This is a genomic window from Actinoallomurus oryzae, assembly GCF_039541955.1.
Classification (GTDB): Bacteria; Actinomycetota; Actinomycetes; order Streptosporangiales; family Streptosporangiaceae; genus Actinoallomurus; species Actinoallomurus oryzae.
The window spans coordinates 135,573-151,927 of record NZ_BAABHF010000012.1 but is presented as its reverse complement, the minus strand read 5'-3'; the positions used below and the strand labels follow the sequence as shown (position 1 = coordinate 151,927).

At 71.0% G+C, this 16,355-nt stretch carries 16 protein-coding genes; 11 read left to right on the top strand and 5 right to left on the bottom strand.

What is annotated here, in order from left to right; translation table 11 throughout:
- The first annotated feature begins 49 nt into the window (after positions 1-49).
- The 5 genes from ABEA10_RS08005 (at position 50) to menC (ending at position 5,913) form a co-directional block, all read left to right on the top strand.
- Positions 50-1,351 carry an MFS transporter gene (locus ABEA10_RS08005; protein WP_345459456.1) on the top strand — a complete coding sequence of 434 codons (1,302 nt, stop codon included), beginning with the start codon at positions 50-52 and terminating at the stop codon, positions 1,349-1,351.
- A 198-nt stretch (positions 1,352-1,549) separates the two neighbouring features.
- Positions 1,550-2,602 carry an MCE family protein gene (locus ABEA10_RS08000; protein ID WP_345459453.1) on the top strand — a complete coding sequence of 351 codons (1,053 nt, stop codon included), beginning with the start codon at positions 1,550-1,552 and terminating at the stop codon, positions 2,600-2,602.
- 171 nt (positions 2,603-2,773) lie between these two features.
- Entirely contained in the window at positions 2,774-3,961 is a 1,188-nt protein-coding gene (locus ABEA10_RS07995; RefSeq protein ID WP_345459451.1) for an RNA-guided endonuclease InsQ/TnpB family protein, read from the top strand.
- A 90-nt stretch (positions 3,962-4,051) separates the two neighbouring features.
- Positions 4,052-4,813: a GNAT family N-acetyltransferase gene (locus tag ABEA10_RS07990; RefSeq protein ID WP_345459448.1), complete on the top strand. Its 762-nt coding sequence runs from the start codon at positions 4,052-4,054 to the stop codon at positions 4,811-4,813.
- Positions 4,810-5,913, top strand: coding sequence for an o-succinylbenzoate synthase (gene menC / locus ABEA10_RS07985; protein WP_345459445.1), 1,104 nt, complete (start codon positions 4,810-4,812; stop codon positions 5,911-5,913). Before ABEA10_RS07990 ends, menC begins: the two co-directional genes overlap by 4 nt.
- Here the strand turns inward: menC and ABEA10_RS07980 are convergent.
- Positions 5,910-6,449, bottom strand: a complete 540-nt coding sequence (locus tag ABEA10_RS07980; protein ID WP_345459442.1) for a cysteine dioxygenase family protein — start codon at positions 6,447-6,449, stop codon at positions 5,910-5,912. The two genes, menC and ABEA10_RS07980, sit on opposite strands and share 4 nt — an antisense overlap.
- 101 nt (positions 6,450-6,550) lie before the next feature.
- Here ABEA10_RS07980 and ABEA10_RS07975 point away from each other — a divergent pair, with 101 nt between their 5' ends.
- On the top strand, positions 6,551-7,438 hold the full coding sequence (locus tag ABEA10_RS07975; protein WP_345459439.1) for a LysR family transcriptional regulator: 888 nt from the start codon (positions 6,551-6,553) through the stop codon (positions 7,436-7,438).
- Between the two features lie 21 nt (positions 7,439-7,459).
- Here ABEA10_RS07975 and ABEA10_RS07970 read toward each other — a convergent pair whose 3' ends face one another.
- On the bottom strand, positions 7,460-8,509 hold the full coding sequence (locus tag ABEA10_RS07970; RefSeq protein ID WP_345459436.1) for an aldo/keto reductase: 1,050 nt from the start codon (positions 8,507-8,509) through the stop codon (positions 7,460-7,462).
- An 84-nt stretch (positions 8,510-8,593) separates the two neighbouring features.
- Here ABEA10_RS07970 and ABEA10_RS07965 point away from each other — a divergent pair, with 84 nt between their 5' ends.
- A complete protein-coding gene (locus tag ABEA10_RS07965; RefSeq protein ID WP_345459433.1) occupies positions 8,594-9,217 on the top strand; it encodes a TetR/AcrR family transcriptional regulator in 624 nt (207 codons plus the stop codon).
- A gap of 43 nt (positions 9,218-9,260) precedes the next feature.
- On the opposite strand, the gene ABEA10_RS07960 is transcribed toward ABEA10_RS07965, so the two are convergent.
- From ABEA10_RS07960 to ABEA10_RS07950, 3 genes are all read right to left on the bottom strand, one after another.
- Complete coding sequence (locus ABEA10_RS07960; protein WP_345459430.1) at positions 9,261-9,764, bottom strand: dihydrofolate reductase; 504 nt, start codon at positions 9,762-9,764, stop codon at positions 9,261-9,263.
- Entirely contained in the window at positions 9,761-10,558 is a 798-nt protein-coding gene (locus ABEA10_RS07955) for a thymidylate synthase (RefSeq protein ID WP_329252280.1), read from the bottom strand. Before ABEA10_RS07955 ends, ABEA10_RS07960 begins: the two co-directional genes overlap by 4 nt.
- Before the next feature lie 75 nt (positions 10,559-10,633).
- Positions 10,634-11,446: a crotonase/enoyl-CoA hydratase family protein gene (locus tag ABEA10_RS07950; protein ID WP_345459421.1), complete on the bottom strand. Its 813-nt coding sequence runs from the start codon at positions 11,444-11,446 to the stop codon at positions 10,634-10,636.
- Between the two features lie 139 nt (positions 11,447-11,585).
- Here ABEA10_RS07950 and ABEA10_RS07945 point away from each other — a divergent pair, with 139 nt between their 5' ends.
- Genes ABEA10_RS07945 through ABEA10_RS07930 form a run of 4 tightly spaced genes read left to right on the top strand, consistent with a single transcriptional unit; the run spans position 11,586 to position 16,345 of the window.
- Positions 11,586-13,205, top strand: a complete 1,620-nt coding sequence (locus ABEA10_RS07945) for an acyl-CoA synthetase (protein ID WP_345459417.1) — start codon at positions 11,586-11,588, stop codon at positions 13,203-13,205.
- Positions 13,202-14,143 carry a Zn-ribbon domain-containing OB-fold protein gene (locus ABEA10_RS07940; RefSeq protein ID WP_345459414.1) on the top strand — a complete coding sequence of 314 codons (942 nt, stop codon included), beginning with the start codon at positions 13,202-13,204 and terminating at the stop codon, positions 14,141-14,143. The genes ABEA10_RS07945 and ABEA10_RS07940 overlap by 4 nt, the downstream gene beginning before the upstream one ends.
- Complete coding sequence (locus ABEA10_RS07935; protein ID WP_345459411.1) at positions 14,140-15,183, top strand: thiolase domain-containing protein; 1,044 nt, start codon at positions 14,140-14,142, stop codon at positions 15,181-15,183. Before ABEA10_RS07940 ends, ABEA10_RS07935 begins: the two co-directional genes overlap by 4 nt.
- A 4-nt stretch (positions 15,184-15,187) precedes the next feature.
- Positions 15,188-16,345, top strand: a complete 1,158-nt coding sequence (locus ABEA10_RS07930; protein ID WP_345459408.1) for a thiolase domain-containing protein — start codon at positions 15,188-15,190, stop codon at positions 16,343-16,345.
- Positions 16,346-16,355: the final 10 nt, after the last annotated feature.

The window sequence follows — 16,355 nt, the reverse complement described above, 5'->3', positions numbered from 1 at the left end:
TAAAAGTTTCATTGGACGCATCAACGCTGCGTCGCGCACTGTGGAAGACGTGCGCTCGTCTCCCGTCCCCGGCCCGTTCCGTCGCGACCTCGAAGATCCTCGCGAACGGCACCGCCGCGGCTCCCCCGGGCTGCGCCGCGTCAACCTGGCGCTCTTCGTCGCCGGGCTGACGACGTTCATGTCGCTCTACTGCACCCAGGCGCTGCTGCCGGCCCTCTCCGCGTCCTTCCGCGTCTCCCCGACCACCTCCAGCCTGCTCGTCTCGCTCACCACCGGCACGCTCGCCCTCGCGGTGATCCCGGTCAGCGCGCTGTCGGAGCGGTTCGGCCGGACCCGCGTCATGCTGGTCTCCTCGGCGATCGCGGCACCGCTCGGCCTGCTGATCCCGCTGTGCCCGTCGTTCCCGGCGCTGGCCGCGGTGCGCGCGGTGCAGGGCGTCGCGCTCGCGGGCGTCCCCGCGGTCGCCATGGCGTACCTGGCGGACGAGGTCCATCCGGAGGCGCTCGGCGGCGCGATGGGCCGCTACATCGCCGGCAACACGGTCGGCGGGCTGGCCGGGCGGCTGCTGCCCGGCTTCGTCACCGATCTGGCCGGCTGGCGCTGGGGCCTGGCCGCGACCGCGCTCGCCGTCACACTGCTCACCGCGGCGTTCTGGGCCCTGCTGCCGCGCTCGCGTTTCTTCACGCCGTCGCGGCCGGGCCTCGGCGGGCTGGCGCGCCACCTGGCCGACCCCGGCATGCGCCGCCTGTACGTGGTGGGGCTCGTCCTGATGGCCATGTTCGTCACGGTCTACAACTACCTGGGGTACCGCCTGATCGCCTCCCCGTTCGGCCTGCCGGAGTCGGTCGTCGCGCTGGTGTTCCTCATGTACCTCGCGGGTACCTTCAGCTCCCCCGTCGCGGGATCGCTCGCGGACCGGATCGGACGGCGGCGGGTGCTGCTGGGCGCGTGCGCGCTCGCCGCCTGCGGACTGCTGCTGACCCTGCCGGACTCGCTGCCGGCGGTGGGCGCCGGCCTCCTGGTCATGACCACCGGCTTCTTCGCCGCGCACACGGTCGCCAGCGGCTGGGTGGGGCGCCGCGCGACCACCGCGAAGGCCCACGCGTCCGCCCTCTACCTGTTCGCCTACTACCTCGGCAGCAGTGTCGGCGGGTCGGCCGGCGGCCTGGCGTACGAGCACGGGCACTGGGCGGCGACCGTGGTGTACGGCGTGGCGCTGCTCGCGGTCGCCCTCGTCGCGGCGGTGGGGGTGCGCGTTTCCGCCGGTGGGGGCCGTGTGCGAGGGCCGGTCGGCACGACGGCCGCCGCGGACCGGACGGGCGTGATGTCCATCACTCCCCCACGTCAGTAAGGCGTTGCTGACCTGGGGGAACGCGATGGCGGAGCTTTCTTCCGTATTTTTCCCGGCTCTCGTCCTTGTCGTGGGAAAATACGCGTCAGTAGGGTTCACGGACGCGATGGTGACCGCGACGGGGCGTGAAGGCCTCACGTGACCGGGCAGGTCCCCGCCGCGTCGCAGGCTCTGAGAATCGACGCGAGGTGCCCCCGCATGCGTCCCTTCCGTGAACGTAATCCGCTGCCGATGGGAATCGCCGGACTGGCGACCGTCGGCGTCGTCGCGGCGCTCGCCTTCAACCTCCAACACTTCTCCGGGGGCACCACTTACTCCGCCGCGTTCAGCGAGGCCGCCGGGCTCAAGTCGGGCGAAGAGGTGCGCATCGCGGGCGTCAAGGTCGGCAAGGTCGAGAGCGTCGACCTCGAACGCGACCACGTGAAGGTGAAGTTCACCAGCGGCCGGCCGTTCGGCACCGACACCCGCGCGCAGATCAAGATCAAGACTCTGCTCGGCTCGCACTACCTGGCGCTGGAGCCGAAGGGCCCCGGACACCAGTCGCCGCACCGGGAGATCCCGGTGTCGCGCACCACCGCACCGTACGACGTGGTGCCCGCGCTCCAGGACGCCAGCGCGCAGCTCGGTAAGATCGACACCAAGCAGCTGGCCCAGTCGTTCGACACGCTGTCGCAGACGATGCAGGGGTCCTCGGAGAACGTCCGCGGCACCCTGGCCGGGCTGCAGAAGATCTCGCGTGCGGTCGCCTCGCGCGACGACGAGCTGTCCGAGCTGCTCCAGCACACCAACAACGTGACCAAGCTGCTCGCCGACCGCAGCGGCGACCTGGCCACGCTCGTCAGCGACGGCGGGCTGCTGCTCCAGGAGATCAACACGCGCCGGCAGGTGATCAGTCAGCTCCTGACCGGCACGGTGACGCTGTCCCAGCAGATCACCGGGACGATCCAGGAGAACCAGGCCACGCTCGGCCCCGCGCTCAAGAACCTCCACCGCACGGTGAACATCCTGACCCGCAACCAGGAGAACCTCGACAAGTCCCTCCAGGCGATGGCGCCGTTCACCGGCGAAGTGGCCGACTTCACCGGCACCGGCCGCTGGTTCGACGTCTACCTGCAGAACCTCATCCCGCTGCCGGCGTCGGTGAAGCTCCCCGGCGCGTCGGGCGGAAAGTCGAGCGGAAAGAGCAAGTCCGCGGCCACTCCGAGCCCGTCCAAGCCGTCGAACGGGAACCCGCTGCCCATCATCAAGTGAATCCTCCGAGGAGACTCCGCCGTTCAGTTCAGGGTGGGGAGGAATCGGACCCCTGCGGAGCAGGGCATAGTTAGCCCAACCGCCGTCACGACGATTCGGCGTCCAGTCCCGAAAAACCCACATGTGGTTACACGCTGACGCGATAGTTTGCGGTCTGTGACCATCCCCGGTGTGAAGCGTGCTTTCAAGTACCGCTTCTATCCCACCGATGCGCAGGCAGCGGAACTGTCGCGCACGTTCGGGTGCGTGCGGAAGGTCTACAACCTGGCGCTGGAGGCCCGCACCGACGCCTGGAAGTCGCGGCGGGAACGCGTCGGCTACAACGCCACCTCCGCGATGCTGACGGCCTGGAAGAAGACCGAGGAACTGGCGTTCCTGAGCGAGGTGTCCAGCGTTCCGCTGCAGCAGGTGCTGCGGCATCTGCAGACCGCGTTCACGAACTTCTTCGCCGGACGGGCCAGGTATCCGCGGTTCAAGGCGAAGAAGAAGTCCCGTAAGTCCGCGGAGTACACCGCCAGCGGGTTCCGGTTCCGGGAGGGGACACTCACCCTCGCCAAGATGGCAGAGCCGCTGGGCATCGTCTGGTCGAGGCCTCTTCCGCAGGGCGTGAAGCCTTCGACGGTGACGGTGTCTCAGGATGCGGCGGGGCGCTGGTTCGTGTCGCTGCTGTGCGAAGACCCCGACGTGCGGCCGCTCCCGGCGGGCGGTGACGCGGTCGGGGTGGATGCCGGGCTGGAGCATCTGCTGACGTTGTCCACCGGGGAGAAGGTCACCAATCCCCGGCATGAACGCCGGGACCGCAAGCGTCTGGCCAAGGCGCAGCGGGAACTGTCCCGCAAGGCCAAAGGGGATGGTTCCAACCGGGCCAAGGGCCGGCGTAAGGTCGCCCGGATCCACGCGCGGATCGCCGACCGGCGCCGTGACGGTCTGCACAAGCTCACCACTCGACTCGTCCGCGATAACCAAGTGGTCGTGATCGAGGACCTGACCGTTGAGAACATGCTGAAGAACCACGCACTGGCCCGCGCCATCTCCGATGCCGCGTGGAGTGAGTTCCGGCAAATGTTGGAGTACAAAGCCGGATGGTATGGCCGCGAGGTGATCGTGGTCGATCGCTGGTTCCCCTCCTCCAAACTGTGCTCGGCCTGCGGAACCGTGGCCGAGGCGATGCCCCTCAACGTCCGCATGTGGACGTGCGGCTGCGGCACGACCCACGATCGGGACGTGAACGCGGCGAAGAACCTTCTGGCCGCCGGGCTGGCGGTGTCGGCCTGTGGAGCCGGTGTAAGACCTCAACGGGACTCCTCCCGGTCGGGGCCGTCGGCACTGAAGCAGGAAACCCCACGGCGCGAGCCGTAGGAATCCCCCTCGCTCACGTTCACGAGGGGGAGGAAGCCAACAAGTGAGCCCGGTCGTGCGCTCGATCCGATGACGCGGCACGATCGGGTTATGGACGTACGCGAGCTGACGACGCCCGATGACCTGCGCACGGCCTCGGAGGTGCTCGCCGGGATCTGGCGGCCCACCGACCCGATGCCGTACGAGATGATGCGCGTCCTCCAGCACCTTGGCGGCTATATCTCGGGCGTCTTCGAGGGCGGCGCGATGGTGGGGGCCTGCGCGGCCTTCCCTGCCGCCGACGGGAGCCTGCACTCGCACATCACCGGCGTCGCCGCCCGCGGCCGGGGCGCCGGCTTCGCGATCAAACGGCACCAGCGCGAGTGGGCGCTCGCCCACGGGATACGGACGATCACCTGGACGTTCGACCCGCTGGTCCGGCGCAACGCGTACTTCAACCTGGCGAAACTGGCGGCACGGCCGACCGAGTACCTGCCGGACTTCTACGGCGAGATGCCGGACGAGCTGAACGCGGGCGATCCGAGCGACCGCCTGTTGCTCTTCTGGCACCTCGACGCTCCGGAGGTGGCCTCGGCCATGAAGGGCGATCCGCCGGCCGAGCCCCCGCCCGCCGGAGTCACGGTGCTCACCGACGACGCGGTCGGCCGCCCGGTCGAGCGCTCATCGGCCGGCGCCACCCGGATCGCGGTCGGCACACCCGCGGACGTCGCCGCGCTGCGCGCCGATGACCCGCCGCTCGCCCTCGCGTGGCGGCGGGCCCAGCGGACGGCGCTCGCCGGCGCACTGGACGCCGGGTACCACGTGATCGGGTTCAACCGGTCCGGCCACTACCTCCTGGAGGTCTCCCGATGAAGCTTTCCGGCGTCGAGCTGCGGCGGATCCGTCTCCCGCTGGTGTCGCCGTTCCGCACGTCCTTCGCGACCGAGACCGAGCGGGAGATACTGCTGGTACGGGTCGTCGGCACGGAGACCGAGGGCTGGGGCGAGTGCGTGGCCATCACCGAGCCGCTGTACTCCCCCGAGTACGTCGACGGCGCCGAGCAGGTCATCCGCGACTTCCTGGTGCCCCGGCTGCCCGCGGACGTCACGGCGGGGGCGCTCGGCCCGGCGTTCGCGCCGGTCAAGGGGCACGAGATGGCCAAGGCCGCGGTCGAGATGGCGGTGCTGGACGCGGAGCTGCGCGCCGCCGGCATGTCGTACGCGGCCTACCTCGGCGGCACGGTGGCCCGGGTGCCCGCCGGGGTGTCGGTCGGGATCATGGACTCGATCCCCGAGCTGCTGGACCACGTCGAGCGCTACCTGGCCGAGGGATACGCGCGGATCAAGCTCAAGATCCAGCCGGGCTGGGACATCGAGCCGGTGCGCGCGGTACGCGAACGCTTCGGCGACATCCTGCTCCAGGTCGACGCGAACACCGCGTACACGCGGGCCGACGCGCGGCACCTCGCGGAGCTGGAGCCGTTCGGGCTGCTGCTCATCGAGCAGCCGCTGCCCGAGGACGACCTGCTCGGACACGCGAAGCTCGCCTCCACCCTGACCACGCCGATCTGCCTGGACGAGTCGATCGTGTCGGCGCGCGCCGCCGCGGACGCGCTGTCGCTCGGCGCGTGCTCGATCATCAACGTCAAGGCCGGCCGGGTCGGCGGCTACCTGGAGGCGCGCCGGATCCACGACGTCTCCGTCGCGCACGGGGTGCCCGTCTGGTGCGGTGGCATGCTGGAGACCGGCCTCGGCCGCGCGGCGAACCTGGCGTTCGCCGCGATGCCCGGATGCACCCTGCCGGGCGACGTCTCCGCGTCCGAGCGCTACTACACGCGTGACATCACCGAACCGTTCCGGCTGGTGGACGGCCTGATGACCGTGCCCTCCGGACCCGGGCTCGGGGTGGAGCCGATCATGGACTACCTGGACGAGCTGACCGAGTCCAAGCGGTTCGTACGGCTCGGCGCTTAGCCGCGTACGGGGAGTTCGTAGATACGGCGCACGCTGGAGTCGATGCGGGAGATGTCGGTGCCGTAGATGTGGATCGAGAGCGCGGTGATGTCGCCGGAGTTGCGCACCCGGTGGATGTCGCCGGGCGGGGCGAAGCCGCTGACGTCTCCCGGCATGTTGTCGTTCACACCCGCGCTGAGCAGGTGGTCGCCCTCGTGGACGAACAGCTCCTCGTGCTCGATGCCTTGAAGGACGCCGAAGACGCACCAGGTCACGTGGTCGTGGATCGGCGTTATCTGGCCGGGGCGCCACACGAGGCCGACGATGGAGAACGCGCCGTCGGGCGCGGCGTACAGGGTGTGACACTGGTAGTGGTCGGGGTCGCCGAGCCGCTCCTCCGCGGTCATCACGTCGGGAGTGGGCAGGTGCCGACGCAGTTCGCCGGCGACGAGCAGTGCGGTCTCCCGCCAGCCGACGTGCCGGTCCACGGCGCCGCGCACACCCGTCACGAGGTCCTGCAGTCCGGGCCGTACGTCTCCGCGCACCAGTGTTGCCATTTCGGCCACCTCCTTCTCGCTCCATAGTCCCTCCCGGGCCAATCATCGGTCTAATGCCAACATCGACGCAGAGCGATAGATCTGGTTGATATGTTGGCTCTGTGCTGGATGTTTCTCGACTGCGCGTGCTCGTGGCGATCGCCCGTACGGGGTCGGTGACGGCTGCGGCGAAGCAGCTGCACTACTCCCAGCCGTCGATCAGCCACCACCTCGCCCGGCTGGAGGCCGAGACCGGCGCCCAGCTCGTACGCCGTGTCGGACGCGGCATCCGGCTGACCGAGGCCGGCCGCACCCTCGCCGAGCGCGGCGCCGAGATCCTGGGCCGCCTGGACGCCGCCGAGGCCGAGCTCTCCGCGCACGTGGGCCTGAGCCAGGGCCGGGTACGGCTGGCCGCGTTCCCGTCGGCGCTGGGCACATTCGTGCCGCGGGCGGCGGCGCTGCTGGCCGACCGCCATCCCGGCCTGCGGGTGAGCCTGAGCGAGGCCGAGCCGCCAGAGGCGATCCGCATGCTGCGCGCCGGCTACGTCGACGTCGCCGTGATCTTCCGCTACGACCGGGAGAACGAGGACGACGGCATCACGGCCCGCCGGTTGCTGGACGAGCCGAGTTACCTGGTCACGGCGGAGGAGACCACCCCCGACCTGACGGCCCACGCGGAAGCGGAGTGGATCGCCGGCTGCGACCGCTGCCGCACACATCTGCTCGCCATGTGCGCGCGGGCGGGCTTCACCCCACGGGTGTCGTTCACGACGGACGACTTCGTGGCCGTCCAGGCGATGGTCGCCGCGGGCCTGGGCGTGACGGCCCTACCGGGCCTGCCACTGCTGGCCGCCCGCAACGAGGCGGTGCACACGGCCGTGCTGCCCGACGCGACCCGCCACGTGCTGGCCGCGACGTACGGCGAGCCGCCCGAGCCCCCGGCCACCGCCGCCCTGCTCGACGCGTTGGCCGAGGCGGGCGCCGCGACCGGCGAGTTCCACTCCGTCTGACCGCGCTCGCCGCGCCGGCGGTCAGCGAGCGCCGGCGCCGGTGAGCGGGGGATTCAGGCGGGCGAAGCCCTCCTGGCGCTCGTAGGGGAAGTACGGGTACGGAGCGGGCGTCGCGCCGGCCCGGTCCAGGCGGGCCACCTGGTCCGGGGTCAGCGACCAGCCGGCGGCGCCGAGGTTCTGGCGCAGCTGGTGCTCGTCGCGGGCGCCGATGAGGACCGACGCCACGGTCGGGCGCTGGAGCAGCCAGTTGATGGCGATCTGCGGGATCGCCCGGCCGGTCTCCTCGGCGATCTCGTCGAGCGCGTCGACGACGTCGTACAGCCGCTCCTCGTCCACGGGCGGGCCGAAGGCCGCCGTACGGTGCAGGCGGCTGCCCGCCGGCAGCGGGCGGCCCCGGCGGACCTTGCCGGTCAGCCGGCCCCAGCCGAGCGGGCTCCACACGACCGCGCCGACGCCCTCCCGCAGGCCGAGCGGCATCAGCTCCCACTCGTAGTCGCGGCCGACCAGCGAGTAGTAGACCTGGTGGGCGGCGTAGCGGGGGTGGCCGTCGCGGTCCGCGACCGCGAGCGACTTCATCAGCTGCCAGCCGGAGAAGTTGGACACGCCCGTGTAGCGGATCTTGCCCGCGCGCACGAGGTCGTCCAGCGTGGCGAGCACCTCCTCGATCGGGGTACCGGCGTCGAAGGCGTGCAGCTGGAACAGGTCGATGTGGTCCGTACCGAGCCGGCGCAGCGCGTCCTCGCAGGCCTTGATCAGACGGGAGCGCGACGTGCCGGCGTCGTACGGGCCATCCCCCATCGGCAGGCCGGTCTTGGTGGAGATGATCACCTGGTCGCGACGGCCCTTGATCGCCGCGCCGAGCACCTCTTCCGACGCGCCGTCGGAGTAGACGTCCGCGGTGTCGAACATCGTGACGCCCGAGTCGAGGCAGATGTCCACGAGCCGCCGCGCCTCCCGCGCGTCCGTGTCGCCCCAGTTGCCGAACAGCTCACCCCGGCCGCCGAACGTGCCCGCGCCGAAACTCAGCGCGGGCACCTGGAGCCCGGACGCACCCAGCCGTCGATAGTCCATGCGACTCCCCTTAATGGTCCTGTAGTTCCGTTAGTGCCAGGACAGTAGCACGAGAGGGGCGCTTAATGGAACTATGGACCCGTTATGGAGGAACCTGGCTCGATCCGCCCCGGCGGCCGTACGGCACGCGTCCGGGCGGCGGTGCTACGCGCGGCCGGCGACGCCCTGGCCGAGCGCGGCTTCGCCCATCTCGACCTGACCGACGTCGCCCGCCGCGCCGAGGTCGGCAAGACCACCGTCTACCGCCGCTGGGGCACGGTGACCGGCCTGGTCGCCGACCTGCTCACCGACATGGCCGAACAGTCGCTCCCCCGCGCGCGGACGGGTTCGCTGGAGGGCGACCTGCGGGCGAACGCCCGCCTCGTCCGAAAGACGCTGGCCGACCCACGTCAGGGCGCCCTGTTCGGCGCGATCATCGCGGCCGCCACCTCCGACACCCGTACGGCCGAGGCCCTGCACCGGTTCTACGCCCGGCGCATCCGCGAATGGGTCCCCTGCGTGGAAGAGGCGATCGACCGCGGCGAACTGCCGGAGGGCACCGACGCCGAGGAGGTCGTCCGCGCGGTGTCGGCCCCGCTGTACTACCGCTTCCTGGCCAGCGGCGACCCACTGGACGAAGCCACGGCCGACCGCGCGGCGAAAGCGGCCACGGCCGCGGCCCGGGCAGGCGCGTACATCAAGGACGAGCAGGCGCGTCCGATTCTCTGAGCGATGTCGGTGACTGCGGCATCGTCGCCACGCTCGGTGGTCGTCAGCGGGTGTATCTGCGGGTGCGGTAGCGCAGGCCGGACTTCGAGAGTTGCCAGCCCTGGTCCTCGGTGACCTTCCAACCCGGGTCCAGTGGCGGGGCGTACGTGTCGCCGGCCACCGGCGTGTCGACTTCGGTCACCCAGAGCATCGTGGCGTGGCCCAGGGCGGCTCGGTAGATCTCCCCGCCGCCCATCACCCAGCACTCCGTGGCGGCGGCCGGCTCCGGCGACTCGGCCGCGAGTTCCAGTGCCTCGGCGACGGACCCGGCGCGTTCCGCGCCTTCGGCCTTCCAGTGCGGGTCGCGGGTCACCACGATGTTGCGCCTGCCGGGGAGCGGGCGGAACCGCGGAGGCAAGGAATCCCAGGTCCGGCGCCCCATCACCACGGGATGGCCGAGGGTGACGGCCTTGAAGTGCGCCACGTCCTCGGGCAGCCGCCACGGGATCGCGTTGTCCGCCCCGATCACGCCGTCGAGCGTCTGTGCCCAGATCAGCCCGACGTTCATACCGCGACCGGGGCCTTGATGGCCGGGTGGTGCCGGTAGTCGAGCACTTCCACATCGGAGTAGGCGTAGTCGAAGAGCGAGTCGGCCTGGCGCAGACGCAGCCGGGGGAAGTCGAACGGCGTGCGCGAGAGTTGCTCGGTCACCTGCTCGACGTGGTTGTCATAGATGTGGCAGTCGCCGCCCGTCCAGATGAAGTCGCCGGGCGTGAGGCCGACCTGCTGCGCCACCATGTGCGTGAGCAGGGCGTAGCCGGCGATGTTGAACGGGACGCCGAGGAACAGGTCCGCGCTGCGCTGGTAGAGCTGGCAGGACAGCCTGCCGTCGGCGACGTAGAACTGGAACAGCACGTGGCACGGCGCGAGTGCCATCTTGGTCAGCTCGGCGACGTTCCAGGCGGAGACGAGCATCCGGCGGGAGTCCGGGTCACGGCGCAGAGTGTCGAGGACCTCGCTGATCTGGTCGATGTGCCGGCCGTCCGGGGTTGGCCAGCTGCGCCACTGCGCGCCGTAGACCGGGCCGAGTTCGCCGTTCGCATCGGCCCATTCGTCCCAGATGGTGACGCCGTGCTCCTGAAGCCAGCGGACGTTCGACTCGCCCCGCAGGAACCACAGCAGTTCGTACACGATGGACTTCAGGTGCACCTTCTTGGTGGTGATCAGCGGGAACCCCTGCGACAGGTCGTAGCGCAGTTGGTGCCCGAACACACTCCGGGTGCCCGTGCCCGTCCGGTCGGCTTTGGCCGTCCCGGAGGTGAGTACCAGCCTCAACAGGTCTTCGTACTGGGTGTCCGCCACAACCGTCGAGTCTACGGCCGGGCGCCGGAGCACACGCGCCGAGCGGTCCCCGCAACGCCGGCGTCGCGGATCAGCTCACGCGCCTGTGAAGTTCGGGGGGCGCTTCTCGCGGAAGGCGCGGGTGCCCTCCTTGGCGTCCTCGGAGGCGAAGACCGGCCAGCCGATCTCGTCGGAGATCTTCAGGGCCGCGTCCTCGTCGAGCCCCTCCGTACGGCGGTAGGTTCGCAGGATCGCCTGGACCGACAGCGGGCCGCAGGCGGCGATGTGGTCCGCCGCCTCACGGGCCGCCGTCAGGGCCTCCCCGTCCGGCACCACCCGCGTGATCAGGCCCATCCGCAGGGCCTCCTGCGGGGTCACCGGGCGGCCCGTCAGCAGGATGTCCATCGCGAACGTGTACGGGATCTGCCGCGGCAGCCGCACCGCCGAGCCGCCCATCGGGAACAGGCCGCGCTTCGCCTCGAACAGGCCCAGCGTCGCACCCTCGGCGACCACGCGGATGTCGGTGCCGAGCAGCAGTTCGGTGCCGCCGGCCACCGCGTAGCCCTCGATCGCGCTGATCAGGGGCTTGCTCGGCCGGGTGTCGCGGAGCAGTCCCTTCCAGTGGAAGTCGGTCAGTTCGGCGGCGCGGCGCCGGACCCGCTCGTCCGCCGACGGCTCGCCCATCGCCTTCAGGTCGGCGCCGGCGCAGAAGTGACCCTCCGCCCCGGTCAGGATGCCCACCCGTACGTCGTCGGTGGCGTCGATGTAGGCCCAGGCGTCGGCCATCCCCACGAGCATGTCGGTACTCAGCGCGTTGCGCGCCTCCGGCCGGCGCATCGTCACCGTGACCACGTGACCCTCGCGTTCGACGACGCAGTGTGCGGTGCTGATCGGCAGCGGCTCGGCCATGACCGACTCCTCAAGGACCGGTAACGAGAACGGATTCTAGTGTTGAGATCACGCATCGAACAGGGGTTGTCCCCCAAAACGAGAACATGATTCACTGCGGTTCAGGGCACCTCCGTACGCGAGAAGCAGGAGGGATTCGATGGGCTCGCTGGGCTTTTGGCGGCTGGCCGCGAACGACCCCGGCCGGGTCGCGGCGGTCGATCCGGACGGCACCACCTACACGGCCGGTGAGCTCCTCGCACGCGCCAACCGCCTCGTCCACGGCCTGCGGGACCTCGGCCTGCGGCCCGGCGACGGCATCTGCGGCCTGGTGCCCAACGGCGTCGACGGGCTCGTCCTCTACCTCGCCGCGCTCCAGGCCGGCTGGTACTACACCCCGATCAACTGGCACCTCACCGGCCCCGAGATCGCCTACATCGTCGCCGACAGCGAGGCGAAGGCCTTCTTCGTGCACGAGCGCTACGCGGCCCAGGGCGTCCCCGGCGCGGCGGAGACCGACGAGCGGCGCCGGTTCGCGATCGCGGGTGAGCTGCCGGGGTTCCGGCCGCTGGACGACCTGGTCGACGGGCGGCCCGACACGCTGCCGGACGAGCGTACGGCCGGTGCGACCATGCACTACACCTCCGGCACCACCGGACGGCCCAAGGGCGTACGCCGGGCCCTGTCGGGCATCGATCCCGACGACTCGGCCGAGCTGATGACGTTCCTGCTGACGTTCTTCGGCTTCACCCCGGGCCCGCCCAACGCCCACCTGGTGACCTCGCCGAGCTACCACACGGCGGTGACCCAGTTCGGCGGCTCGGCGCTGCACATGGGCCACACGCTCGTCTACATGGACCAGTGGGACGCCGAGGAGACGCTCCGGCTCATCGAGCGGTACCGGATCACCAGCACCCACATGGTGCCGACCCACTTCAAGCGGCTCCTCACGCTCCCTCGCGAAGTGCGGGAGCGCTACGACGTCTCCTCCATGCGCTGGGCGATCCACGCCGCCGCGCCCTGCCCGGTGCCGATCAAGCAGGCGATGCTCGACTGGTGGGGCGACTGTATCTGGGAGTACTACGCGGCCACGGAGGGCGGCGGCACCATCGCGAGCCCGCAGGACTGGCGGGAGCATCCGGGCACGGTCGGCAAGGCGTGGCCGATCAGCGAGCTGCTGATCGTGGACGACGACGGCGCCGAGGTGCCCGCCGGGACGCCCGGGACGATCTACATGAAGATGGCCGGGATCGAGTTCGAGTACAAGGGCGACGAGGAGAAGACCAAGGCCTCCCGGCTCAAGGACCATTTCACCGTCGGCGACATCGGTTATCTCACCGAGGACGGCTTCCTGTTCCTGTCCGACCGCAAGGCCGACCTGATCATCTCCGGCGGGGCGAACATCTACCCGGCCGAGATCGAGAACGAGATCATGGTCCACCCCAAGGTCGCCGACGTCGCGGTCTTCGGCATCCCCGACGAGGACTGGGGAGAGCAGATCAAGGCCGTGGTCGAGCCGGCCGCGGGCGTACCGCCCGGCCCGGAGCTGGCGGAGGAGATCCTCGCCTCGCTCGACGGACGGCTGGCCCGGATGAAGTGGCCCAAGTCGTTCGACTTCGTCGAGCACATGCCGCGCGAACCCAACGGCAAGCTCCTCAAACGCCGCCTGCGCGATCCCTATTGGAAGGACCGGGATTTGAGCGGCGAGCCGACGAGTGAGCGGAGTGGGGGCGAGGGACGAACTCCCGCGGAGCGAACGAGGAGGGAAGCGCGACCATGAACACGCAATTTGACTCGCTCACCGCGGACCACGCACTCGAATTCCCCGGCGGCTACACGCGCTCCGTCGGGCCGGTGATCGGGCGGTTCCTGACCGAGCTTCGGGACGGGCGGCTCGTCGGCGTCCGTACGGCCGACGGCAGGGTGCTGTTCCCGCCCGTGGAGTACGACACCGACGGCACGGCGGTCACCGGGGAGTTCGTCGACGTCGGGCCCGAGTGCGTCGTCGGCGCGTACGCCTGGGTGCCGCGTCCGCGCCCGGGCCATCCGCTCGACCGGCCGTTCGCGTGGGCGCTGATCACTCCCGACGGCGCGGACACCGCGATGCTGCACGTGCTGGACCTCGGCGTCTTCGAGCCCGGGGCGAAGCCCCCGAAGACGCTGCGCGCCGGGCTGCGCGTGCGCCCGAAGTGGCGGGCGGAGCGCACCGGCACGGTCGGCGACATCGAGGCCTTCCGGCCCGACGTGACCATGATCAACGCTCCGGTCCGCGCGGACTACCGGCTGAGCGCGGGCCGGGCGCTGAGCCGGTTCCTCGGCGGCGTCGCCGAGGGGCGGCTGCTGGGTCACCGCTGCCGGGTCTGCGGCAAGGTCTACGTGCCGATGAAGGGAATGTGCCCGGTCGACGGCGTACCGACCACCGAGGAGGTGGAGGTGCCCGACACCGGCACGGTCACGACCTTCGCGGTCAACAACATCCCCGACCCGCGCGCGCCCGACGTGCCGTTCGTGTCGGCGTACGTCCTTCTCGACGGCTCCGACATCGCGATGGTCGCGCTGGTGGCGGGCGTACCGGCCGATCAGGTCCGGATGGGCATGCGGGTACGCGCCGCGTGGCGCCCGCGCGAGGAGTGGGGTCAGACGATGGCCAACATCAAGTGGTTCGAGCCCACCGGCGAACCCGACGTCCCCTTCGACGACATCAAGGACTACCTATGAACGACATCGCGGTGGTGGCGTTCGCGCAGACCGAGCATCGGGGCGAGGACTCCGGGCTGTCGGAGGTCGAGATGCTCGCCCCGGTCATCACCGAGGTGAAGCAGAGCACGGGCCTGAGCCGGTTCGGCTTCACCTGCTCCGGATCGCTCGACTATCTCGCCGGGGCGCCGTTCTCGTTCGTCTCGGCGCTCGACGCGGTCGGTGCGTGGCCGCCGATCTCCGAGAGCCACGTCGAGATGGACGCCGCCTGGGCCCTGTACGAGGCGTGGGTGCGGCTGCGGCACGGCGACATCGACACCGCGCTCGTGTACGGGTTCGGCAAGTCGACCCAGGTCGTGCGAGAGGACGGCGAGTCCGGCCTGCCGGAGCTGATGACGCTCCAGCTCGACCCGTACTATCTGGCGCCGCTCGGACCCGACCAGACCTCCCTGGCCGCGCTCCAGGCGCGGGCGTACCTCGACGCCGGGCACAAGGAGGACGACCTGCGCGCCGTCGCCGTACGCTCGCGTGCCGCCGGGCGCGCCAACCCGTACGCGCTCGACCTGGCCGAGCCGGGTGAGGAGGAGTACGAGGTGGCGCCGCTGCGTCCGTCGGACTGCCCGCCGGTGACCGACGGCGCGGCCGCGATCGTGCTGGCCACCGGCGACCGGGCCCGTGAGCTGTGCGAACGGCCCGCCTGGATCCGCGGGATCGACCACCGTACGGACGCGCACGCGTTCGGCGCCCGCGACCTGGCCCGGTCGGAGTCGGCCGCGCTCGCCGGGGAGAAGGCCGGCGCCCGCGACGTCGAGGTGGCCGAGCTGCACGCGCGGTTCAGCCACGAGGAACTGATCCTGCGCGACGCGCTCGGCCTCGGCGACGACGTGCGCGTCAACCCCTCGGGCGGGCCGCTGGCCGCCGACCCGGTGATGGCGACGGGCCTGATCCGCGTGGGCGAGGCGGCGGCCCGGATCCGCAGCGGCGAGGCGGGCCGGGTCCTGGCCCACGCGTCGCACGGCCCCTGCCTGCAGTCGAACCTCGTGTGCGTGATGGAGGCGTAGAACCATGGGTGAGGCGTGCGCCGTGATCGGCGTCGGGCAGACCGAGTACCGGTCGCGGCGTCAGGACGTCTCGATGGCCGGGCTCGTACGGGAGGCGGCGCTACGGGCGTTGGAGGACGCCGGGCTGACGTTCGGCGACATCGACGCCGTCGTGGTCGGCAAGGCGCCCGACCTGTTCGAGGGCGTGATGATGCCGGAGTCCTACCTCGCGGACGCCCTCGGCGCGCGGGGCAAGCCGATGATGCGCGTGCACACGGCGGGCTCGGTCGGCGGGTCCACCGCGCTGGTCGCGGCCGGGCTGGTCCAGGGCGGGGTGCACGACCGGGTCCTGGTCGTCGCGTGGGAGAAGCAGTCGGAGTCGAACGCCACCTGGGCGCTGTCGACGCACCCGCCGCTGACACCGTCGATCGTCGTGGGCGCCGGCGGCTACTTCGCGCCGCACATCCGCGCGTACATGCGGCGGACCGGCGCGCCCGCCCACATCGGCACGCTCGTCGCGGTCAAGGACCGGCGGAACGCGCTGAAGAACCCGTACGCGCACCTGCGCATCCCCGGCATCTCGCGCGAAATGGTCGAGTCGACGCCGATGCTGTGGGAGCCGATCCGCTACCTGGAGACGTGCCCGTCCAGCGACGGCGCCGCCGCGATGGTGCTGGCCTCCGCGGACGCGGCGCGCCGCGCGCCGAACCCGCCCGCGTGGGTGCACGGCGGGGCGATGCGGTCCGAGCCGATCTTCTTCGCCGGGCGCGACACGGTGAACCCGCGGGCCGGCCGGGACTGCGCGGCCGACGTGTACGCCCAGGCGGGCATCACCGACCCGCGGGGCGAGCTCGACTGTGCCGAGGTATACGTCCCGTTCTCCTGGTACGAGCCGATGTGGCTGGAGAACCTCGGCTTCTGCGGCGAGGGCGAGGGCTGGAAGCTGACCGAGGCCGGCGCGACCGCGCTCGACGGCGACATCCCCTGGAACGCCTCCGGCGGCGTACTGTCCTCCAACCCGATCGGCGCGTCGGGACTGATCCGGTTCGCCGAGGCGGCGCAGCAGGTGCGCGGGCTCGCCGGCGAGCACCAGGTGGACGGCGCGCGGCGGGCGCTCGGCCACGCGTACGGCGGCGGCGCGCAGTTCTACGCCATGTGGGTGGTCGGGTCGGACCGGCCCTGAGCGACCGGCG